The sequence below is a fragment of the Streptomyces sp. 130 genome (genome assembly GCF_007096885.1).
In the GTDB taxonomy this organism is placed as follows: Bacteria; Actinomycetota; Actinomycetes; order Streptomycetales; family Streptomycetaceae; genus Streptomyces.
In genome coordinates, this window is sequence record NZ_VJNO01000028.1 from 11883 (window position 1) to 34070 (window position 22188).

Genomic DNA, 22188 nt, shown 5'->3' on the forward strand with positions numbered 1-22188 from the left:
CCCCCCCCCCCCCCCCCCCCCCCCCCCCCCCCCCCCCCCCCCCCCCCCCCCCCCCCCCCCCCCCCCCCCCCCCCCCCCCCCCCCCCCCCCCCCCCCCCCCCCCCCCCCGCGGGGCCCCGGCGGGGGGGGGGGCGGGCCCCCCCCCCGGTTTCGGGAAGGGGCGGGTAGGGGAACAGCCCCGCCGCAGGCGCCAGACGCCCCGACCGCCTACTCCTCCGCGGCAGCCTTCTTGGCGACAGCCTTCTTCGCCGTCGTCTTCTTGGCCGCCGCCGTCTTGGCCGCCGCCGTCTTGGCCGTCGTCTTCTTGGCGGCAGCCTTCTTCGTGGCCGCAGCCTTCTTCGCCGGCGCCTTCTTGGCCGCGGCCTTCTTCGTCGTCTTCTTCTTCGCGGGCCCCTTCGCCCGCTTCTCCGCCAGCAGCTCGTACCCGCGCTCCGGCGTGATGTCCTCGACACTGTCCCCGGTACGCAGCGTCGCGTTCGTCTCCCCGTCGGTGACGTACGGACCAAAGCGCCCGTCCTTCACCACGACCGGAGACCCGCTCACCGGGTCGGTCCCCAGCTCCTTCAGCGGCGGCTTCGCCGCGGCCCGCCCACGCTGCTTCGGCTGCGCGTAGATCGCGAGCGCCTCGTCGAGCGTGATGTCGAAGATCTGGTCCTCGGAGGTCAGCGACCGCGAGTCCGTGCCCTTCTTCAGGTACGGCCCGTAGCGCCCGTTCTGCGCGGTGATCTCGACGCCTTCGGCGTCCACCCCGACCACCCGCGGCAGCGACATGAGCTTGAGCGCGTCGTCCAGCGTCACCGTGTCGAGCGACATCGACTTGAACAGCGAGGCCGTCCGCGGCTTCACCGCGTTCTTCCCGGTCTTCGGCGTGCCCTCGGGCAGCACCTCGGTGACGTACGGCCCGTACCGCCCGTGCTTGGCGACGATCTGGTTCCCGCTCACGGGATCGGCGCCGAGCTCGAAGTCGCCGCTCGGCTTGGCGAGCAGCTCCTCCGCGTAGTCGACGGACAGCTCGTCGGGCGCCAGATCGTCGGGGATGTCCGCCTTCTGGTACCCCTCGGCGTCCTTCTCGCCCCGCTCGATGTACGGACCGTACTTCCCGACGCGAAGCTTGATGTCGTTGCCGACGGGGAAGGACGAAATCTCCCGCGCGTCGATCGCGCCGAGATCGGTGACGAGTTCCTTGAGCCCGCCGAGGTGGTCGCCGTCGCCGTTGCCCGCGTCGGAGGCCGCTCCCGCACCGGACGCGTCGTCGCCCTCCTGCGTACCGAAGTAGAACCTCTTCAGCCACGGCACGGACTGGGCCTCACCGCGTGCGATGCGGTCGAGGTCGTCCTCCATGCGGGCCGTGAAGTCGTAGTCGACGAGCCGGCCGAAGTGCTTCTCCAGCAGGTTGACCACGGCGAACGAGAGGAACGACGGCACCAGGGCCGTGCCCTTCTTGAACACGTAACCGCGGTCCAGGATCGTCCCGATGATCGAGGCGTACGTCGACGGGCGGCCGATCTCGCGCTCTTCGAGCTCCTTGACCAGCGACGCCTCGGTGTACCGGGCCGGCGGCTTCGTCGCGTGGCCGTCGACGGTCATCTCGTCGGCGGACAGCGCGTCGCCCTCGGTGACCTGCGGCAGCCGCCGCTCCCGGTCGTCCAGCTCGGCGTTCGGGTCGTCGGCGCCCTCGACGTACGCCTTCATGAAGCCGTGGAAGGTGATCGTCTTACCGGACGCGGAGAACTCGGCGTCCCGCCCGTCGCTCGCCCGGCCGCCGATCTTGACGGTGACCGAGTTACCGGTCGCGTCCTTCATCTGGGAGGCGACGGTCCGCTTCCAGATCAGCTCGTAGAGACGGAACTGGTCGCCGGTGAGGCCGGTCTCGGCAGGCGTGCGGAAGCGGTCGCCGGAGGGGCGGATCGCCTCGTGCGCCTCCTGCGCGTTCTTGACCTTGCCGGCATACGTACGCGGCTTCTCGGGCAGGTAGCCGGCGCCGTACAGCTGCGTGACCTGCGCCCGGGCCGCGGCGACCGCGGTGTCCGAGAGGGTCGTGGAGTCGGTACGCATATAAGTGATGAAGCCGTTCTCGTACAGCTTCTGCGCGACCTGCATGGTGGCCTTCGCCCCGAAGCCCAGCTTCCGGCTCGCCTCCTGCTGGAGGGTCGTCGTACGGAAGGGCGCGTACGGGGAGCGGCGGTACGGCTTCGACTCGACGGACCGCACGGCGAACGCGGAGTCCGCGAGCGCGGCGGCGAGGGCCCGGGCGTTCGCCTCGTCCAGGTGCAGCGTCTGGCCGGAGGCGGACTTCAGCTGCCCGTCGGCGCCGAAGTCGCGGCCCTGGGCGATGCGGCGCCCGTCGACCGCGCTGAGCCGGGCCGTGAAGGTCGACGGGTCGGACGCGTCGCCGCCCCGACCGGTGGCGAAGGTTCCGGTCAGGTCCCAGTACTCGGCGGAGCGGAAGGCGATGCGCTCGCGCTCCCGCTCGACGACGAGCCGGGTGGCGACGGACTGGACGCGGCCCGCCGAGAGCTTCGGCATGACCTTCTTCCACAGGACCGGCGAGACCTCGTAGCCGTAGAGGCGGTCGAGGATGCGGCGGGTCTCCTGGGCGTCGACCATGCGCTGGTTCAGCTCGCGCGGATTGGCGACGGCGGCCCGGATCGCGTCCTTGGTGATCTCGTGGAAGACCATCCGGTGGACGGGGACCTTGGGCCGCAGGACTTCCTGGAGGTGCCACGCGATGGCTTCGCCCTCGCGGTCCTCATCGGTGGCGAGGAAGAGCTCGTCGGACTCGGCCAGCAGCTGCTTCAGCTTCCTGACCTGGGCCTTCTTGTCCGCGTTGACGACATAGATCGGCTGGAAGTCGTGCTCGACGTCCACGCCGAGCCGGCGCACCTCGCCGGTGTACTCGTCGGGCACCTCGGCGGCGCCGTTCGGGAGGTCGCGGATGTGCCCGACGCTCGCCTCGACAACGTATCCGGGGCCGAGGTAGCCCTTGATCGTCTTCGCCTTGGCAGGGGACTCGACAATGACGAGTCGGCGGCCGCCCTGTGCGGTCTCGCTGGTCGGGGACAACTTCGCTCTTCTCTCCGGTCGACGCTCGGTAGGCATCCGGGGCAGCGCGAGGGCGCTGCCGACAGTGCTGTCGCTGCGGAGTGTGACGGTACAACCCGCCCCCGTGTCAAACGGCAAAAGCCCGCAACGGCCACTCGAACGGTAACCCGACTTCCGCCATTCCTGCCGCCCGGCCCGCTCGGTCCGCCGCGCACACGGCCGCCGCCTGCGGCTTTCGGCACCGTCCGGACCGCCCTGCGGGCGCGGGGCGCCCGGGCCGGCCGGCCCGGGCGTGTTTCCGGCCTCACCGCCCGGAGCCCGGGCCGGGCCGGCCTCGTACGCGAGGCGCACGGGCGCACTCACACGCGACCGAAGCACCACACCCCGAGGACGAGGAAAAGTACGCCGAACACGGTGGCGAGTGCGGTGGAGAAGAGGGGGCGCACCCCGTACACCACCGGCGCGCGGTTCAGCACGCGCGCCCCCGTCCACAGCAGCAGCGCCGCGCCGAACAGTGCGAACGTCGTTCCGGCGATAGCAGCGGGCCCGCTCTCCATTCCGTACGCCTCCCTCTTCCCTGCCGCGTCTCGGATACGCGGGGAGGCTCCCACCGCGGAACGTCGCGGACGCCAACACGGGGTGAACAGCGGGAGCGTCCCGTCACCCACGGCGAGCAGCGACCGCGCCCAGCCCGGAAAGAGCGTCAAGCGGAATACGCAGACCGAGCAGGAGGCAGGCCGGGGAGAGCGTGAAGCCCTGATGACGAGAGTTTTCAGCACATGCGAGAGAGCCCGGCCGAACCGAAGCGGAGCACTGCGGCGGCGGCTGAGCACGACCCCTCGGCATCCCGTGACGCCGCTCGTTGGCGACGGCCGCCGTGCCGCCGTACGCACAGGCTGTGGACGAGGGATCACGGCGTTGCCGAGCAGGTGGATGCGGTCGTCGGCGGCGCCCAGCTGCCGTCCCGGGAAGACGAGGAAGAGGAGTCGCAACAGCGGGCCACAGGTCTTGCCGCGGAAACGATCCGGCGCTGGTGGGCGGGGCGGAACCGGAATCCGTAGGGGGTACGGGCGGGCAGACGACGGAGAGCGGGGTGGGCACTGGAGCCGCCGACGGCTCCGACCGTCTGCTGATCACGCCCATCGGGGCCGGAGAGCGTCGCGCAGACCGGGGACACGAGGACGGCGAGGTGGTCGCCGGCGGCGAACGGCACATGTACGACACGTGCGTCCGCACACCATCGGCGGCGGCCAGGCACACGGCCCGGACCGGCGTCACGCGGCGACCTCACCGCCGAGGCGGCGGTCCGCCACGGACTCGGGGACCTGAGCCACGGACTCGGCGCCTGAGCCGCGGACTCCGCACGGGGGGCGCCCGCCTCCCCGGCGATCACGATGTAGGCGTCCTCGGGGGTCCGGGTGACGACCCGTCCGACGCGAACCGCGTCAAGCGCTGCCAGGCCCTCTCCGCGCAGATCAACGCCGTGCTCCGTCCACCCCGGTCCCCGGCCACCACGCCGTGCGCACCGGCCACTGCGCGCATGCGTTCGAGGTGGTCTTCGCCCGCCCCATGCGCCTCGGTCCCCAGGACGCCGCGTTCCTGCACACGCGACTTGAGCCGGTCCGGCGTACCGAGTGCCCTGGACGTGCCGCCCGCGATGACAGCGATCCGGTCGCACAGCTCGTCGGTCTCCGCCGTGTGATGCGTAGTCAGCAACACCGTGGGCCACCTGCGCGCAGCCGACGACGGTGCGGCGGAGGTCCCGCCCCGCCACCGGTTCCACACCGATGGACGGGGTTCGTCCGGCAAGGGGACTTCAGGGACGGAGCAGCCCGGCGATCCGCTGCTTCTGGTCCCGTGCTCGACTTCGAGCAACTCTGCGAAGTGGCGCAGGTTATCGACGGCGGGGAGCCGGTCGTGCAGGCCCCGCTCCGTCTCGACGGCGGTGCCCCCGACCGGCCGGGGCGGCATGAAGGCGGGGAACAGGTGCGGGCCGTCGATCAGCAGCCGCAGCGCATGCGTCCGGTCGTCTCACGCAGCACCTCGCTGGCTCGCACCACCCAGTCCCGTACGGGCGGGAGGGGTGGCGGTGCGGCATCGGCGCCTCGGAGGCTGCGCAAGGCGCCCCACAGACGCACGGCGTCCCACAACGGGTTGATCGCGACGCGGGTCGCGCCGAGCGACGCCTCGTCCAGCTCGACCCGGATCACCCGGTCATGGCGCCACCCGGCGGCAACGGCTCCAGGAAGCCCTCCTCGACCAGCAGTCGGATGGCCTGCGGGGTGCGGTCCCTCAGCAGCACCGGGTCCTCGTTCATCAGCTGGGCGATGGCGTCGAGGATGCGCCCGGCGGGCAGCGAGCCGTCGCAGACACCGGCGAAGCCGGCCCCGACCGCGTCGACCTTGGTAGCCCTGCGCATGCCCCGGTTCTGACGGAGCACCACATGCTCCGGGTCCTCCGCCCCGGGGAGCCCCACCTGCTCCTGCACCACCTCGGCGGCCAGGGTGAAGTGGGCGGCGAGCAGCGCGGCGTCGTCCTGCTCGCGCAGAAAGTCCTGGCGGGCGAAGTGCGCCTCGACCGCAGGGCCGAGCGGCTGCTCCACCGCGTGCGGCCACTCCTCGATCACGATGGAGGGATTCCCGGCGGCGGCCGGGGCGGACCTCCGCAGCGTGATCCAGCCGAAGCCGACGCCCTTCGTCCGCCGCGCCTCGAACTCGTCCAGCCAGGCGTCGTACCGCGCCTCGTACTCCGCCGGGTCCGTGCGGTGGTCGCCGCTGTCGCGGAGCCACAGCTCGGCGTACTGCGTGACGTCCTGCACCTCGCGCTGCACGATCCAGGCGTCGCACCCCTCCGGGACCCAGGCGCGCAGCCGGCCCTGCCACTCCTCGTCCTCGGTGTGCTCCCAGTTGGCCAGGAAGTGGGCGAAGCCGCCCTCGTTGAGCCGGTCGCCGGTCTGCCGCACCAGGGTCCGGCACAGGTCGTCACCGGCCATTCCGCCGTCGCGATAGGTGAGCCGGGCGCCCGGCGAGATGACGAATGGCGGGTTGGAGACGATCAGGTCGAAGGTCTCGCCGCCGACCGGCTCGTAGAGCGAGCCCTCGCGCAGGTCGGCCGGGGCCGCTCCGGACAGGGCGAGGGTGAGCCGGGTGAATGCGAGGGCGCGCGGATTGAGGTCGGTCGCCGTGACCCTGGTGGCGTGCTGCGCGGCGTGCAACGCCTGGATGCCGGAGCCCGTACCGATGTCGAGGGCGGAGCCGACGGGCCTGCGGACGGTGATGCCGGCCAGGGTGGTGGAGGCCCCGCCGATGCCGAGGACGACGCCCTTCTCGCGCGAGCCGATCCCGCCGGCGCCGCCCACCGCGCAGCCCAGGTCGGACACGATGAACCAGTCCTCGCCGTCCGGCCCGCCGTACGGCCGCACATCGACGGTCGCCCGCACCTCGCCGGCCGTCTCGGTCAGCCAGCCGTCCGCCACGCACTCCTTCAGCGGGAGCACGACCGCAGCCCGCTCGACGGGCACGGCACGCTGAAGGAGGAAGAGGTGCACCAGCGTGTCGAGCGGCGTGTCCCCACGCGTGGCCCGTGCCGCCGGGACCGTCTCGCTGCGCGCCAGCGCCGCGTAGGCGGGCGCGCCGAGCAGGTCGAGGAGCCCGTCGGCCGTGAACGCGGCCGTGAGCAGGGCCTCACGGAGCCGGTGCGCGTGGTCCGTCGCGGGAAGGTCTGCTGCGAAAAGGCTGGTCTTACTCACGTGCTCCATTGTGACGGCTCCCACTGACAACGGCAGCGACCCGGCCACCGCGCCGGGAATCCCCGGGGTGGCCGGGCCGCTCACCCGGTTTCCGTCCACTCTCGGCGGCCGTGACGACGGCCGCCCGATTACGCCTTCTTGTCGGCGGACGCGGAGGGAGACGCTTCCTTCGACGGCTCGGCCGAGGGCTCGGAGTCGTCCGACGCGCCGGCCGAGGGAGAGGCCGAGGCGGTCGGCTTCTGGCAGCCCTCCTGCTTCGCCATCGCGGTGCCGACCTCGCCGGACTGGAGCTTCTGCAGCGCCTGGTCACCGCTGGTGCTGATCTTGTTCAGCTCCTCGGCGATGCCCTTGAGCCCGTCGGCGAACTTGCCCTGGTCCTTCGTCTCCAGGTCATCGACCTTCTCCTGGAGCTTCGCGTAGGCCGCGGAGGAGGCGTTGAGCTCCTTCACGGCCTCCTTCTGCGTGGTCTCGCCGTCGTCCACCGGCGGCGGACCCGCCGAATCGACGGCCGAGCCCAGTGCCTTGTACGCCTGCGAGATCTGCTGGAAGGCAGCAGAGTCGGTCTTCTGGACGTCGGCCGGCTTGCTGTTGTCGGAGGTCTGCTGCTGAATGGACGCGTTGGCGTTCGCGATCTTCTGCAGCTGGGGCTGAACCTGGTCGCAGACCTTCTTCGCCCAGTCGTTCACCTTGTCGTCGCTGTCGTCGCTGCAGCCCGACAGTGCCAGTACGAGTACCGCACCGCCGGACAGCGCGGCTGCAAACTTCTTGTTCACCGGTTTGGTCCCTTCCAAGGCTCTCGGCCCCGGAACTTACACGCCGAGCGCCCCCCATCCGGGTGCCAGGCGTCCGATAGGCAGGCTTTTGCAGCCATTTGCACCAAGGGAAATGAGGGATACGCAACTCACCCGGACAGCCCTCGCGGAGGAGCACGCGCAAACGATTCTCCACCGGCACAGGGGGACTGCCGGGCGGACGCGACGTCAGAGATTCATGGTCTGCGGGGAGCTGAGCGCACGTCGCCCGCCCGCCCACCGGCGCCGTTCAGGGAAGAACTCCGACCGGCGTCTTCGGCCAGTTCATCCGGATCACTCCGCCGTCCGCACCCGACCGGACCTCCACGTCGTCAACGAGTCCGCTGATGACCGCGAGACCCATCTCGTCCTCTTCGTCAGCCTCGGGTTCATCGAGCCCTCCGCCGGAGGCCGCACCGCGTCGTCCGGAGACACCACCCGGAACGGAGCCGTCCGCACCGGGACCCGGCACCTCGTCCCCGACCTCGATGGCGAACGTCTTCTCGTCCTCGATCAGGCGGACCGTGACGGGAGCCGTGATGCCGTGGCTCCGGTGCAGGCCGACGGCGCGGCTGCACGCCTCGCCCACCGCAAGGCGGACCTCGTCGAGCACGGCCTCGTCGACTCCGGCCCTGCGCGCCACGGCCGCCGCCACAAGACGGGCGGTCCTGACGTGTTCGGGCTGGGCACTGAAGCGGAGTTCAACGGTGGCCATGCGATCCCCCTCGAACGTACGTATGTGCATGCCAGGGACAGACCACGGCCGGAAGCCCCGCTCCATCTGCGGTCGCTTGGCTCCCGGCATCGGAGCGGACTCCCGGACGGGTCGGACGACTGACGAACAACGGCTGCCAAACAAAATCGGTCACGGGCCGCCGACCGGGTGATCCCGGCAGCCCTGGCACGCCCCACCGGCCACGGCGGAACGGACACCACCACCCGGCCGGCTTCCTCAGAAGCCTTCGCGGGCCGGTCCGACGCCGGGCCGGCACGAGCCGGCCCGGCGCCCGGCCCGATGTCAGTCGGTGGCGGCGACGGCCTCGTCAACCGTGTTGTGGATCGGGAACACCTTGGTCAGACCGGTGATCCGGAAAATCTTGAGAATGCGCTCCTGGTTGCACACCAGGCGTAGCGAGCCCTCATGGGCCCGCACCCGCTTCAGGCCGCCCACGAGCACGCCGAGACCGGTGGAGTCGAGGAAGTCGACGCCTTCCATGTCGACAACCAGGTGGTAGCTGCCGTCATTCACCAACTCGACCAACTGCTCGCGCAGCTTGGGCGCGGTATACACATCAATCTCGCCACCGACCTCGACGACCGTACGGTCGCCACCAGGGCCGGACACATTGCGAGTCGACAAGGACAGGTCCACGGATCCTCCAGCACCTTGCTATCGAGCGGTCGCCCCTCGGTCTCCCCGACGGAGCCGGGGGACGGATCGCCAGCCGCGATGGCATTCAATCACTTACCGGCAGCCATGCACGACGCCTTCGGACCATTGTCCGCCTCGCCAGTGACACACTCGGTGCCGATGGCCAAGAATCAACGCCCCAGTCGACCCCCGGGGAGTGGGGGCTCCCGCCCCTCTCCCGACATGGTCCTCGACCGGCTCGCCGCAGGGGCGGGCCGGTCCGCGCGCATCACTCATACGGAGCACTTGCCCCCGCGGACGGGAACCCATGCGGTCTGGCCCGACCGCATCCGTCCGGAAGTGACAGCCGCCATCCAGAAGGCCGGCATCGACCACCCCTGGGCCCATCAGGCGGCCGCCGCGGAGCTCGCACTGGACGGCACGTCCGTCGTGATCGCCACCGGAACGGCGTCCGGAAAGTCCCTGGCCTACCTCGCCCCGGTCCTCAGCGCCCTCCTGGACGGCTCAGAAGCCCCGAACGGGCGCGGCGCCACCGCTCTCTACCTCTCCCCGACCAAGGCCCTGGCCGCCGACCAGCGCCGCTCGGTCAAGGCACTCGCGGCCCCGCTGGGCAACGGCATCCGGCCCGCCGTCTTCGACGGTGACACGCCGGTCGAGGAGCGCGAGTGGGTGCGCCAGTACGCCAACTACGTCCTGACCAACCCCGACATGCTCCACCGGGGCATCCTCCCGTCCCACCCCCGCTGGTCCTCCTTCCTGCGCTCCCTGCGCTACGTCGTCATCGACGAGTGCCACACCTACCGGGGCGTCTTCGGCTCCCACGTCGCCCAGGTGGTGCGCCGGCTACGCCGCCTCTGCGCCCGCTACGGCTCCGACCCCGTCTTCCTCCTCGCGTCCGCCACCTCCGCCGAGCCCGCCCTCGCGGCCGGGCGTTTGACCGGCCTCCCCGTCACTGAGGTGGCCGACGACGCCTCCCCACGCGGCGAACTCGTCTTCGCCCTGTGGGAGCCGCCGCTGACCGAGCTGCACGGCGAGAAGGGCGCCCCCGTACGCCGTACCGCCACGGCCGAGACCGCCGACCTGCTCACCGACCTCACCGTCCAGGGCGTCCGCTCGGTCGCCTTCGTGCGCTCCCGGCGCGGCGCCGAGCTGATCTCCGTCATCGCCAAGGAACGCCTCGCCGAGGTCGACCGCGCCCTGCCGTCCCGCGTCGCCGCCTACCGCGGGGGGTACCTCCCCGAGGAACGCCGCGCCCTCGAACGCGCCCTGCACTCCGGCAGCCTCCTCGGCCTCGCCGCCACCACCGCGCTCGAACTGGGCATCGACGTGTCCGGGCTGGACGCCGTCGTCATAGCCGGCTACCCGGGGACGAGGGCATCCCTCTGGCAGCAGGCGGGCCGGGCCGGACGGGCGGGCCAGGGTGCCCTCGCCATCCTGGTGGCCCGTGACGATCCGCTGGACACCTTCCTCGTCCACCACCCCGAGGCCCTGTTCGAGCAGCCCGTGGAGTCGACCGTCCTGGACCCGGACAACCCGTACGTCCTCGCTCCCCATCTCTGCGCCGCGGCCGCGGAACTGCCGCTCACCGACAAGGACCTCCAGCTCTTCGGCCCGGCCGCGCCCGGGCTCCTCCCCCAGCTGGAGACCGCCAGGCTGCTCCGCAAACGGCCGTCCGGCTGGCACTGGACCCGGCGCGAGCGGGCCGCCGACCTCACCGACATCCGGGGCGAGGGCGGCCGCCCCGTCCAGATCGTCGAGGAAGGCACCGGCCGGCTGCTGGGCACCGTGGACGAGTCCGCCGCCCACAGCGCCGTGCACGAGGGCGCCGTCCACCTCCACCAGGGCCGCTCCTACCTGGTCCGGAAGCTGGACCTGGGGGACTCCGTGGCCCTGGTCGAACAGGCCGACCCGCCGTACTCGACCACCGCCCGCGACACCACCTCCATCTCCCTCCTGGACACCGACACCGAGATCCCGTGGGGGGACGGCCGCCTCTGCTACGGGTCCGTCGAGGTCACCAACCAGGTCGTCTCCTTCCTCCGCCGCAGGCTGATCACCGGCGAGGTGCTCGGCGAGAGCAGGCTGGACCTTCCGCCCCGCACCCTGCGCACCCGGGCCGTCTGGTGGACGGTGACCGAGGACCAGCTCGAGGCCGCCCGGATCAATCCCGAGATCCTCGGCGGCGCGCTCCACGCCGCCGAGCACGCCTCGATCGGCATGCTGCCGCTCTTCGCCACCTGCGACCGCTGGGACATCGGCGGGGTGTCCGTCCCGCTGCACCCCGACACCCTGCTGCCGACGGTCTTCGTGTACGACGGCCACCCGGGCGGCGCCGGATTCGCCGAACGCGCCTTCCACACCGCCCGCGAGTGGCTGTCGGCCACACGCCTTGCCATCGCGTCCTGCGAGTGCGCTGCGGGCTGCCCGTCCTGCATCCAGTCCCCCAAGTGCGGCAACGGCAACGACCCCCTGCACAAACGAGGCGCCGTCCGGCTCCTCACGGAACTCCTCCGGTCCGCGCCGGGCGGGACGGCCGAGGCCGACAGTTCGGGCCCCCAAGCGGGCGGCCCGGGCCCTACAACGGGGGGCATGGGCGTCACGAAGAGCGGCTCGGCCGCTACGGCGAGGGGCTCGGGTGTCACGGAGAGCGGCTCGGGCCGCCCTGGTGCACCCGCTCCCGGCCGCCCGGCTGATCCCGGTCCGCCCGGGCCGGAGGCACGCTCGCCGGAGGAGCCCCCTCCGCCGGCCCCGCCCGGGACCTGACCTCGGGCGCGTACGACCCGAACCGCGCCCGGGCCGTCACATCGGCGACCTCTCCCAGGACCGCGCACCGCACCACCTCCGCCCCCTGCACCCTGGCCACCTCCTCGGCCGACGCGCAGGCCCGATCCACGCCTTCCAGCGCCCGGGCCGCCGCCGCCAGCGCCGCCAGGTCGGCGGCACCCCCGGCCCGATGCCGGGCGGCGACCACCTGTCCGAGCGCCAGCACCACCGCGAAGACGGTGCACAGCGTCGCCGTGGTCACCGCCGCCCAAACGGTCACCAGCCCCTGGTCCCTCACCGGCGCGCGCCGCCGGCCCAGCCACCGGGCCGGGGCCGCGATCCACCGGCGGCGGCCCCGCCCGCTCACCGGTCACCCCCTTCCACCGCCAGGTCCGGCGCGCCCGCAGCGGTAGCGGCGGCGGGAACGGGCGCGTCCTCGGCCGCGGCCGCTGCCTCCGCCCTCAGCGTCACGGCGAGCCGTCCGGGTCCGGGCGTCGGGGCCGTCACGGTCACCCGCCACAGCGCTCCGGCCCGCTCCACCTCGACCGAAGCCCCGCCGGGCGCCGCGGAAAGAGCGGCCTCCCGCACCTGCGGTGCCGGCTCCGAACGGGCCGCGGCACGGGCGCCGGCCCGGGCCGCGTCCACACAACGGATCTGGGCTGCCGCGGCCATCAGGGCCCAGAGCAGGGCCAGGGCGAACACCGCCAGCACCGGGATCACCATGGCGGCCTCCGCCGTCACCGCTCCTCGATCGCCACGTCCCCTGACGCTCCACACGGCGCTCCCGCGCCATCGCTTTCCCCCTCGCCTCGACCGGCTTCCGGGCCCGGGCCCCGCCGCCCGCGCACCGGCCTCAGAACTTCGCATCGAGCGCGCCCTTCAGCAGTGACTGCAACTGGGACATCACCGCCGCGCTGGTGACGACCTTGTAGAGCACAGCGGCAAACGCACAGGCCGCGATCGTGCCCACCGCGTACTCGGATGTCGTCATTCCGCTGTCGGCACGGGACCGTGCGAGACGGACCACGTACCGCGTCCAGCTCTTGATCTTGCGCATCACTTCGAACTCCTGACTCATCGGTTACGTACATCACGGCTGCACTGCTCTCATGTCTTCGTCGGCTACGTCTTCGTCATCCGGGCTACGCCGGCTGCAGCAGACCCCCGGCCAGCCCGATCACCACGGGCGCCACACCCGCTGCCAGGAACGCCGGAAGGAAGCAGAGCCCCACGGGCGCGGTGACCATCACGGCGGCCCTCTGCGCCCGCGCCACAGCCGCCCTCGCCCGCTCCGCCCGCAGTGCCTCGGCGATCCGGGCCACCGGCTCCGCCGCCGGGGCGCCGGTCGAGCCCGCCCGGTCCAGGCAGCCGGCCAGCGCGGCGGCCCCCGGTATCTCGCCGAACCTCCCCCAGGCGACAGCCGGGTCTCCACCGAGCCGGATCTCCGCCGCCGTCCGAGCGAGCTGATCGCCCACCGCACCGCCCAGGGACTCCCCCACCGCCTCGGCCGCCTCCACCGGACCGGCACCGGCGGAGAGGCACGCCGCCAGCAGGTCCGCCGCCATGGGCAGTTGTCGTGCGGCCTCCTCCGCTCGGGCCTTCGCCTCGGCGGCGAGCCGAGAGGCGTGTCCGAGCCTCTGCCGCTGCCACCGCCGAGCGCCGCAGGCCGAGGCCAGGCCGACCGCCCATCCCACCGGGCCGCCCACGAGGAACCACCCGGTCAGCACGACCGCCGACAGCACCAGCCACTGTCTGACCGCGCCGACGGAGTCCGTCCGGCCCACCCGGGGTCCGGACAACCGGAAGAATCCCGTCCAGCCTTTGGGGGCCGGCAGCCGCACCGTCAGAAGGCGCTCGCCACGACGCCGCACCCGCCGGCCGGCCTGCTGCCGCGCAAGAGGAAGAATCAAGCGCGCGTACAGGCACAACGCCACGCCGACGGCTTCCGCCGCCTGGACGAGCCCGCCGGCCGACGCGCTCATCCCGCTTCCCCCGCCCGGACGATCCGGGCGGCCCAGAAGAGACCGCACATCTCCAGCAGGCCGCCGGTGACCAGGCAGACCAGACCGGCGGTGCTGTGCAACAACACCCTCAACGGGTCCGCGCCCAGCGCGGCGCCGAGCCCCAGACCGATCACAGGAAGCACGGCGAGCACCGTGACCGTCGACCACGCCCCCGCGAGTTGCGCCCGCAGTTCGTCCCGCTGACGGCGTTCGGCACGCAGCGCGCTCTCCAGCCGGCCCAGTCCCGCAGCGAGCCCGGCCCCACTGCCGACCGCCACCCGCCAGCAGGCGGCTACTCCGGCCAGCCCGTCCAGCCCCGGTTCACCCGCCGCCTGGACGAGTGCTCGCGGCACGTCGCCCCCGAATCGCGCGGCTGCCGACACGCGGAATCCGGCTTCGCCCATGATGTCCGTGCCTCGCACCGCGACGAGCAGCGCCTCCCCGGGCTCGCGCCCCGCCCTGAGCTCTCCGACCAGCGCAGCGCACAGGTCCACCACTCCGTTCGCCCGGACCTCCTGTTCCTTGCGCGACCGTCTTTGCAGCAGCCATCTCCGTACCAAGGGAACGGCTACGGCCCCCGCGAACAGCGGCAGTACGGACTGTCCGAGCAGGGCCGGCACCGAAGACATCGGGAGACACAGCAACTCCCACCGCCCTCTGACCCACCCCTCTGTCCGATTACGGGCCCTGCACCACCTCTCCGCCGCCCGTGACCGCTCGCCCCCGTCGGTCAGCAGCGATCGCGCCCTGCGCAGCGGCCGACTGCGCCCCCTCAACACCAGCCACGCCGCCATTGCCGCGCACAGCACCGCAGCGTGCACCACGTCCGGTGCCCCGGCGTGTGCCTCCTCCCCGGTCACAGCGCGCTCCCGATGAGCGCGTACAGCCGCTCCCAGCCCCGATCCCGCTCAAAGCCCGTCACGCCCCACCGCAGCGCCGGAACGGTCAGCACCAGCCCGGCCGCATCCCGCTCCAGCACATGGATGTCCGCGATTCGTCTGCGTCCCGCCCGGTCCCGTACGAGGTGGACCACGACCGACAGAGCCGCCGCCAGCTGGCTGTGCAGCGCCAGCCGGTCCAGCCCCGCCGCGGTGCCGAGCGCCTCCAACCGTGCCGGAACGTGTCCGGCAGCATTGGCATGGACAGTTCCGGAGCCGCCCTCATGTCCCGTATTGAGGGCGGCCAGGAGCTCGGTCACCTCGCTTCCACGTACCTCGCCGACCACCAGCCGGTCGGGGCGCATGCGCAGGGCTTGTCGCACCAGATCCCGAAGGGTCACCCGTCCGGCACCCTCCTGGTTGGCGGGGCGCGACTCCAGCCGTACGACGTGCGGGTGGTCCGGCCGCAGCTCTGCCGAGTCCTCGGCGAGCACGATCCGCTCGCGCTCCCCCCCCGCCCCCAGCAGGCTCGAGAGCAGAGTCGTCTTCCCCGCCCCCGTCCCACCGCTGATCAGGTAGGAGACCCGCGCCTCCACCAGGGCCCTCAGCAGCCGGTCGCCTCCGGGCGGCACGGTCCCGGCCTCGACCAGCTCCGCCAGTGAGAAGGCCCGGGGCCTGACCACCCGAAGAGACAGGCACGTCGACCCGACCGATACCGGGGGCAGCACGGCATGCATGCGAGTGCCGTCCGGCAGCCTCGCATCCACCCAGGGCCTGGCATCGTCGAGCCGGCGTCCCGCCACGGCCGCGAGCCGCTGGGCCAGCCTGCGGACGGCAGCCGCGTCCGCGAAGGACACCTCGGTGAGTTCGAGCCCGCCGCCCCGATCCACCCACACCCGGTCGGGCGCGGACACCAGAACGTCCGTGACATCGGGGTCGGCGAGGAGCGGCTCCAGCGCCCCGGTACCGATCAGTTCCCCTCTCAGTTCGTCCGCGCGACCCAGCACTTCAGCCGTGCCGAGCAGACGGCCCTGCGCCCGCAGAGCGGCGGCGACCCCGGCCGGGGTCGGATCGGTGCCGCTGGAGGCGAGCCGTTGCCTGACCGCGTCGAGCAGTGCCTCGGTCATGGGGTGCTCCCGGCGAGCGGTCCGCTGACGCTCTCCGTCGCGAGCGCCTGTTCCCAGAAGGCAGCGCAGAACCTGGCCAGCGGGCCGCGCGCGTTGCCACCGGGCGGCTCACCGATGTCCTGCTCGGCCGGCAGACCTCTTTCCAGCGGAACTTCGCCGGCCAGCGGCAGACGCATGGCTCGGGCCACCCACTGCGCGTCGATCCCTGGCGCGTACGGTCCCCGGGCCACTACCCGCAGGTCGTCGAGCACCGCCCCGGTCATCGACGCCACCCGCTTCGCCGCCGCGACCGCTCGCAGCTCCCCGGGAACGACCACAAGCCCCAGGTCCAGCTGAGCGAGGGCCTCGGCCACTGCTTCGTCCACCCGGCGCGGCAGGTCGACCACCACCACCCCGCCAAGCCTGCGCGCGGCGGCCAGCACCGCCCGCATGGCGGGTGCCGGGATCACCACCCAGTCGTCCCGGCCCCAGCTGAGCACCCGAAGCCCATGCAGCGCGGGCAGCGACTCCTCCAGCGCGCCCCCACCGACCCGCCCCTTGGAATGAGCGAAATCCGGCCACCGCATGCCCTCCGCCCGCTCGCCGCCGAGCAGCACGTCGATGCCGCCGCCCAGCGGGTCCCCGTCGATGAGCATGGTCCGCTGCCCCGCTCTCGCGGCGGACACCGCCAGAGCGCAGGCCAATGTGGACGCCCCCGCGCCACCCCGGCCACCGATCACCCCGACCGTGACCGCCGGCCGGCCGACGCCTTCCGACGCATTGGCGATCTGGTCGACGAGCCAGGTCTCGGAGTCAGGCAGCCGGATCACGTACTCCGCACCGATTTCGACGGCTCGACGCCACACGTCCGGCACGTCCTGCCCCCTGCCCACCACCATGACGCCCCTCCTGCGCGCCGCTCCGCGGCACCGTGCGGCCGCGTCGTCGCCGACGAGGACCATGGGCGCCTGCTCCCACCCCTCCCGATGGTTCGGCAGCGTGTGATGCACCTCCGGTTCCGCACCGGCGGCGGCACACAGCCTCAGCAAGTCGTCGAGCAGGTCCGCGTCCTCGGTCACGATCAGCGGTCCGCCCCGCCGCGTGGTGACAGCCGCCCACCGGTCCTGCGCACTGGATTCAGCCACGTTCTCCCCCTCCATCACTCGCCTTCACCGCCGTTCGCGACGATCTCGGATCCCGTCCGAGAACGGCGATTGCGGTACCCGTGGAGTTCACGGGTGGAATCACCGTGCAGCGCTTCCGGAAAAGATGTGGATCTTGGTTAAAAACTGTGGACAACTCAGTGGTTGTGAATAACTTCGTCGCTCATACCGGTGACTTCCTGGCGCGACTCTTTCGCTACCCAGCGTCACGGCGCACGCTCAGGGGAGTGGGGCGCAGACGGAGCCCTGCCTGGTGCGGAAGGAGAAGAAATGGTCGATTCCGCGCGGCAAACCGCGTCCGGACATGCGACGACCCCCGCCGGGGGGGAGAGCGGGGGTCGTCCCCACGGCCGACTCGGGGGGGGGAGGAGCCGGACCGGCTTAGCACGGTCGCGAACGATCCGTGACTTCCATGGTGTACCCGAGGTCCTTCTCAGGCAAACCCACGCGCTGGGGTTTACGCCGAATGGCGGGCCCCTATGCTCTGCATGTGGAAAACCGCTTCTTGCCGCGCACAGCCGCCTTCTTCGACCTGGACAAGACGGTCATTGCGAAGTCCTCGACACTGACCTTCAGCAAGTCCTTCTACCACGGCGGCCTGATCAACCGCCGCGCGGTGCTGCGTACCGCGTACACGCAGTTCGTGTTCCTTGCCGGAGGCGCGGATCACGACCAGATGGAGCGGATGCGCGAATACCTCTCGGCGCTCTGCAAGGGCTGGAACGTGCAGCAGGTCAAGGAACTCGTGGCCGAGACTCTGCACGAACTGATCGACCCGATCATCTACGACGAGGCGGCGACCCTCATCGAGGAGCACCACACCGCCGGCCGCGACGTCGTGATCGTCTCGACCTCGGGCGCCGAGGTGGTCGAACCGATCGGTGAGCTGCTCGGCGCCGACCGCGTCGTCGCCACCCGCATGGTTGTCGGTGACGACGGTTGCTACACGGGCGAGGTGGAGTACTACGCGTACGGCCCCACAAAGGCCGAAGCCATCAAGGCACTCGCCGAATCCGAGGGATACGACCTGGCCCGCTGCTACGCGTACAGCGACTCGGCCACCGATGTACCGATGCTGGAAGCCGTCGGCCATCCCCACGCGGTCAACCCCGACCGCGCGCTGCGCCGTGAGGCCACGCTCCGGGAGTGGCCGATTCTCGCCTTCGACCGGCCCGTCCGCCTCAAGCAGCGCCTCTCCTCATTCTCCCTGCCACCGCGTCCGGCCCTCATGGCCGCGGCAGCCGTGAGTGCGGCAGCGCTCACGGCCGGTGCCGTCTGGTACGCCGCCCGCCGGCGAGCCGGAACGGCTTCCGTCTGACGCGACCCATTGAAGCAACTCGTCCGTAATTGAACCCAAAAGTAAAGAAGTGCGGTCGGCACTACCGCTCCATCGGTCCCTGGAGTACAAAGGACTCAACGGCCCGCGAGACCAAGGACATCCGCGAGGATGACCTGAATTTACGCAGCAAAGGCCCCACGGACCGCGCATGGAAACCCGGCACCCACGCGACGTCGACCCGTCGATTACGGGCCAGCCGCACCAGGAGCGGGCAAAGACTCCGACCTGATGGGCATATTTCGAGGACGCTTGGTAACTGGGCGGACGTGCCAGCGGCGGTACCGGTTCCGGTACCGCCGCAACCATGCTCGGACCCGTATGTCAGCCGACCGGGCAGCGTCGGCGGCACGCGTCGATCGCGTTATGCGGCGCCTCGTTGCAGGGCCTCGCACACCGCGGTGGATTCCCTGACGCCGAGTTCCGCCGAGCGCCCGCAATGACTGATCCAGGCCGCCATGCCTTCCGGCGTACCGGACAGGTAGCCGTCGAAAGCGGCGGCGTAGGCCGCCCGCCCCTGCTCGGCGTGCCCGACTTCGGCAGGGCAGATCGATTTTGGATCGAGCCCGCTCCCGATCAGCACGATCCGCTCTGCGGTCCGCGCCACCAGGCCATTGTGCGAACCGAAGGGACGCAGCGCCAGCAACTCTCCATGGACGACAGCGGAGGTCACCAGAGCCGGCGCCTCGCTCCCCGAAAGGATGATCCTGCTGAGGCCGTCCAATCGGCCCGCGACCTCGTCAGCGTCCGGCAGGGGGGCCTCGATCAGAGGCTCGTCCACCGGTTCACCCGCGAGCCTGGGCCGCCCGACCGCGTCCTGCGGGGCAGCGCTGCCCGCCGCCACCAGGTGGAGCCGTGCCAGGACCCGCAACGGCGACTGCCGCCAGATGGAGAGCAGCTGCCCCGCCTCCGCCGTCAGGCGAAGGGCGGCCCCGACGACACGCGCCTCGCCGTCGCCGCTGAAGTCGGTGCGCCGGCGCACTTCTTCCAGATTCCAGTCGGCGCCGGACAGAGCGGCCGATGCACGCGCGCCCCGAAGAGCGGCCTCCGCGGTGACCTCGTTGCTTCGACGTCGCATCACACGGTGGCCGTAGACGCGGTCCACCGCCTTGCGTACGGAGTCCACCGCGTCGGTCACGCCCGGCAGAGCGCCCAGTGCGACGAGCGGGTCCGAGGAAGTCGTACTCATAAGTAGCGAGGCTACGCGCCTCCCGCCCGCCGACCGACCGCAAGTGGCCTTCTTCACGCAACGGGGCAACTCGCCGCGATCGATCGACTACCCTAGGTGAACATGAAGATCGCTTTCGTAGGGAAGGGCGGCAGCGGGAAGACCACGCTGTCCTCGCTCTTCATCCGCCACCTCGCAGCCAATGAAGCCCACGTCGTCGCGGTGGACGCCGACATCAACCAGCACCTCGGAGCCGCGCTCGGCCTTGATGAGGACGAATCCGCAGCACTGCCCGCCATGGGGGCCCAGCTGCCTCTCATCAAGGAGTACCTGCGCGGCAGCAATCCGCGCATCGCCTCGGCCGAGACGATGATCAAGACGACGCCGCCGGGCGAGGGCTCACGCCTCCTGCGCGTGCGCGAGGACAACCCGATCTTCGACGCCTGTGCCCGTACGGTTCGGCTCGACGACGGGGACATCAGGCTTATGGCCACGGGACCGTTCACCGAATCGGACCTGGGTGTGGCGTGCTACCACTCGAAGGTCGGCGCGGTCGAACTCTGCCTCAACCACCTCGTGGACGGCCCCGACGAGTATGTGGTGGTCGACATGACCGCCGGTTCGGACTCCTTCGCCTCGGGGATGTTCACCCGCTTCGACATGACGTTCCTCATCGCCGAACCGACCCGCAAGGGTGTCTCCGTCTACCGCCAGTACAAGGAGTACGCGCGGGACTTCGGCGTGGACCTGAAGGTGGTCGGAAACAAGGTGCAGGGCGAGGACGACCTGGACTTCCTGCGCTCCGAGGTCGGCGAGGACCTGCTGGTGACCGTCGGCCATTCCGACTGGGTGCGAGCCATGGAGAAGGGCCGCCCCGCGCGCTTCGAGCTGCTCGAGGCGGACAACCGGATGGCGCTGCAAGCCTTGCAGAACGCGGCGGAGGACTCGTACGAGCGGCGGGACTGGGGCCGTTACACGCGCCAGATGGTGCATTTCCACCTGCGGAACGCGGAGAGCTGGGGGAACGAGAAGACCGGGGCCGACCTCGCCGCACAGGTCGACCCCGGCTTCGTACTGGACGAGCGCTTCATCCGCGCCGAAGCCGGCCAGCCCGCGTGAGCGGCTGAGATCCCGTGCGGGCCCGGCCACGGACGGCCCCGCGGCCCGATGGGCGCACCGGACGGCGCCGGGCATCTGTCGTGCCCGGCGCCCGGTGCCGCCGGATCTACTGACCGGCCTGGTTGCCCGCGGCCGCGGGCGGCGTCTTCGAGGCCGGCCGTTCCCGGCCCGCGCCCTTCTTGAGGAACTCGGGCCAGCCATGCTTGGGCGCCTGGCCGACCTTCAGCGTCCGGAGCTTCGCCAGGGTCGCCGGGTCCTGGGCATCGAGCCAGTCCGCCAGCTGCCTGAACGAGACGCAGCGCACGTCCTTCTTGGTGCAGACCGCAGCGATCGTCTGCTCGATGGCGCGCATGTACGTACCACCGTTCCAGGACTCGAAGTGATTGCCGATGATCAGCGGCGCGCGATTGCCGTCATACGCGCGGTCGAACGCCTGGAGCAGTCCGTCACGCATCTGGTTTCCCCAGTACTCGTGCTTGGCGGGGTCGCCCTGCGTCGTTCCGGACTGGTTGAACATGAAGTTGTAGTCCATCGACAGCGTCTCGAAATCGCGCCCCGGGACCGGCACCAGCTGCATGGAAAGGTCCCACACACCGCTCTTCTTCTGAGGCCATACCTGATCGTTGACACCGCTGGAGTCGTACCGGAACCCCATGGTGCGTGCCGCCGCCACCATGTTCTTCTGCCCCTCCAAGCAGGGGGTACGACCGCCGACGAGCTCCTTGTCGTAGTCGAAGGGCAGCGCCGTCTCGTTCTTGAGGACCGGAGCGTTCGTCTTCCAGCCCCGCACGAAAGATTTGGCCTGGTTGATCTCGCTCTTCCACTCCTCGACGGACCAGGTGCCGACGCCGCCGTCCTTGCCGCAGAAGTGCCCGTTGAAGTGGGTGCCGATCTCGTTGCCGTCCTGCCAGGCCCCACGCAACTGGGCCAGAGTGTCGCGGATGCCCTCGGTGTCGTTGAAACCGATGTCGGAGGCGCCGGCGTTGTGCTTGGGCGGGTCGTACTGGTCCCGCCTCCCCTCCGGAAGCAGGTACACACCGCTGAGGAAATACGTCATCACGGCGCCGTACTTCTTGCCCACCTCGCGGAAGTGCGAGAAGAGCCGCTGGCCGTCCTCACCCGCCCCGTCCCATGAGAACACCACGAACTGCGGCGGCTTCTGGCCCGTCGCCAGGCGGTGCACAGCGGGCTGCTTGGGCTGAACACCCGTGAACGCGGTGGAACCATCGCCAATGGCCCGGAACACGCGCTTGGGTGCGGCTGCAGCACCTTTCTTCTTCTCTCCTGCGGCGCCATTCACGGCCCCGAGGCCGGAGCCCTCCGCCTCGGAGCCGGCCCCCGAGCACCCGGCCACCCCCGCGACCAGTGCCACGGCCACGACGCCCAGGCAGATTCCTTTCGTGGCGCCCATCCTCTTCCTCGCGGCCATCATCCGCCCACCTCTTTCTCGCAGGTCGCTTGCGCCGGGTGCCGACACGGCGCGGCCAAAGTCGCACGCACGACCCAAGCACCTGCACAACAGGCCGAATGAAAAGCTGACTATTCACCGGAATGAGTGACTGAATAGGCCATTTGCTCTCAACCCTGGACACGACTCTTTACTCTCCATTACTGTCTATTTACCGAGAGTTGAGATATCCCGCCGCTGCATGCCGAGACCCGCGGTCGCGTCATCGAGTTCCGCGACCGCGCTGCCCAG

Annotated in this window: 18 protein-coding genes and 1 pseudogene; 3 read left to right on the forward strand and 16 right to left on the reverse strand. The window is 71.2% G+C overall.

What is annotated here, in order from left to right:
• Window positions 1-207: 207 nt before the first annotated feature.
• The 7 genes from topA to FKN01_RS22310 form a co-directional block, all read right to left on the reverse strand.
• On the reverse strand, window positions 208-3063 hold the full coding sequence (gene topA / locus FKN01_RS22275) for a type I DNA topoisomerase (protein WP_143623352.1): 2856 nt from the start codon (window positions 3061-3063) through the stop codon (window positions 208-210).
• A 338-nt stretch (window positions 3064-3401) separates the two neighbouring features.
• Window positions 3402-3599, reverse strand: coding sequence for a hypothetical protein (locus FKN01_RS22280; RefSeq protein WP_143623354.1), 198 nt, complete (start codon window positions 3597-3599; stop codon window positions 3402-3404).
• Window positions 3600-5042: 1443 nt separating this feature from the next.
• Window positions 5043-5252: a hypothetical protein gene (locus tag FKN01_RS32605; RefSeq protein WP_260696977.1), complete on the reverse strand. Its 210-nt coding sequence runs from the start codon at window positions 5250-5252 to the stop codon at window positions 5043-5045.
• Complete coding sequence (locus tag FKN01_RS22295) at window positions 5249-6799, reverse strand: class I SAM-dependent methyltransferase (protein ID WP_143623356.1); 1551 nt, start codon at window positions 6797-6799, stop codon at window positions 5249-5251. Before FKN01_RS22295 ends, FKN01_RS32605 begins: the two co-directional genes overlap by 4 nt.
• A gap of 119 nt (window positions 6800-6918) precedes the next feature.
• Window positions 6919-7563 (reverse strand): small secreted protein, encoded by a 645-nt coding sequence (locus FKN01_RS22300; protein WP_143623358.1) that lies wholly within the window; start codon window positions 7561-7563, stop codon window positions 6919-6921.
• Between the two features lie 268 nt (window positions 7564-7831).
• Entirely contained in the window at window positions 7832-8296 is a 465-nt protein-coding gene (locus tag FKN01_RS22305) for an ATP-binding protein (protein ID WP_143623360.1), read from the reverse strand.
• 303 nt (window positions 8297-8599) lie between these two features.
• Window positions 8600-8953: an STAS domain-containing protein gene (locus FKN01_RS22310; RefSeq protein ID WP_143623362.1), complete on the reverse strand. Its 354-nt coding sequence runs from the start codon at window positions 8951-8953 to the stop codon at window positions 8600-8602.
• A 78-nt stretch (window positions 8954-9031) separates the two neighbouring features.
• On the opposite strand from FKN01_RS22310, the gene FKN01_RS22315 reads away from it, so the two are divergent.
• Entirely contained in the window at window positions 9032-11716 is a 2685-nt protein-coding gene (locus FKN01_RS22315; RefSeq protein ID WP_260696978.1) for a DEAD/DEAH box helicase, read from the forward strand.
• A gap of 40 nt (window positions 11717-11756) precedes the next feature.
• Here FKN01_RS22315 and FKN01_RS22320 read toward each other — a convergent pair.
• The 7 genes and pseudogenes from FKN01_RS22320 to ssd form a co-directional block, all read right to left on the reverse strand.
• A pseudogene (locus tag FKN01_RS22320) lies at window positions 11757-12083 on the reverse strand (Rv3654c family TadE-like protein); the annotation flags it as partial.
• Window positions 12080-12457: a TadE family type IV pilus minor pilin gene (locus FKN01_RS22325; RefSeq protein WP_143623365.1), complete on the reverse strand. Its 378-nt coding sequence runs from the start codon at window positions 12455-12457 to the stop codon at window positions 12080-12082. The gene FKN01_RS22325 and the pseudogene FKN01_RS22320, both read right to left, overlap by 4 nt.
• A gap of 112 nt (window positions 12458-12569) precedes the next feature.
• Complete coding sequence (locus FKN01_RS22330) at window positions 12570-12773, reverse strand: DUF4244 domain-containing protein (protein WP_143623367.1); 204 nt, start codon at window positions 12771-12773, stop codon at window positions 12570-12572.
• An 85-nt stretch (window positions 12774-12858) separates the two neighbouring features.
• A complete protein-coding gene (locus FKN01_RS22335; RefSeq protein WP_260696980.1) occupies window positions 12859-13698 on the reverse strand; it encodes a type II secretion system F family protein in 840 nt (279 codons plus the stop codon).
• Window positions 13695-14579 (reverse strand): type II secretion system F family protein, encoded by an 885-nt coding sequence (locus FKN01_RS22340; RefSeq protein WP_143623369.1) that lies wholly within the window; start codon window positions 14577-14579, stop codon window positions 13695-13697. Before FKN01_RS22340 ends, FKN01_RS22335 begins: the two co-directional genes overlap by 4 nt.
• On the reverse strand, window positions 14576-15724 hold the full coding sequence (locus tag FKN01_RS22345) for a TadA family conjugal transfer-associated ATPase (protein ID WP_143623371.1): 1149 nt from the start codon (window positions 15722-15724) through the stop codon (window positions 14576-14578). Before FKN01_RS22345 ends, FKN01_RS22340 begins: the two co-directional genes overlap by 4 nt.
• A complete protein-coding gene (gene ssd / locus FKN01_RS22350) occupies window positions 15721-16782 on the reverse strand; it encodes a septum site-determining protein Ssd (protein WP_143623475.1) in 1062 nt (353 codons plus the stop codon). Before ssd ends, FKN01_RS22345 begins: the two co-directional genes overlap by 4 nt.
• Before the next feature lie 550 nt (window positions 16783-17332).
• Here ssd and FKN01_RS22355 point away from each other — a divergent pair.
• Window positions 17333-18184, forward strand: coding sequence for an HAD family phosphatase (locus FKN01_RS22355; protein ID WP_143623373.1), 852 nt, complete (start codon window positions 17333-17335; stop codon window positions 18182-18184).
• A gap of 382 nt (window positions 18185-18566) precedes the next feature.
• Here the strand turns inward: FKN01_RS22355 and FKN01_RS22360 are convergent, their stop codons facing one another.
• Window positions 18567-19391, reverse strand: coding sequence for an oxidoreductase (locus FKN01_RS22360; RefSeq protein ID WP_143623375.1), 825 nt, complete (start codon window positions 19389-19391; stop codon window positions 18567-18569).
• A 102-nt stretch (window positions 19392-19493) separates the two neighbouring features.
• Here FKN01_RS22360 and FKN01_RS22365 point away from each other — a divergent pair, with 102 nt between their 5' ends.
• Window positions 19494-20489, forward strand: coding sequence for an ATP-binding protein (locus FKN01_RS22365; RefSeq protein ID WP_143623377.1), 996 nt, complete (start codon window positions 19494-19496; stop codon window positions 20487-20489).
• A 106-nt stretch (window positions 20490-20595) separates the two neighbouring features.
• Here FKN01_RS22365 and FKN01_RS22370 read toward each other — a convergent pair whose 3' ends face one another.
• Window positions 20596-21900 carry a hypothetical protein gene (locus FKN01_RS22370; protein WP_185992942.1) on the reverse strand — a complete coding sequence of 435 codons (1305 nt, stop codon included), beginning with the start codon at window positions 21898-21900 and terminating at the stop codon, window positions 20596-20598.
• Between the last annotated feature and the right edge of the window lie 288 nt (window positions 21901-22188).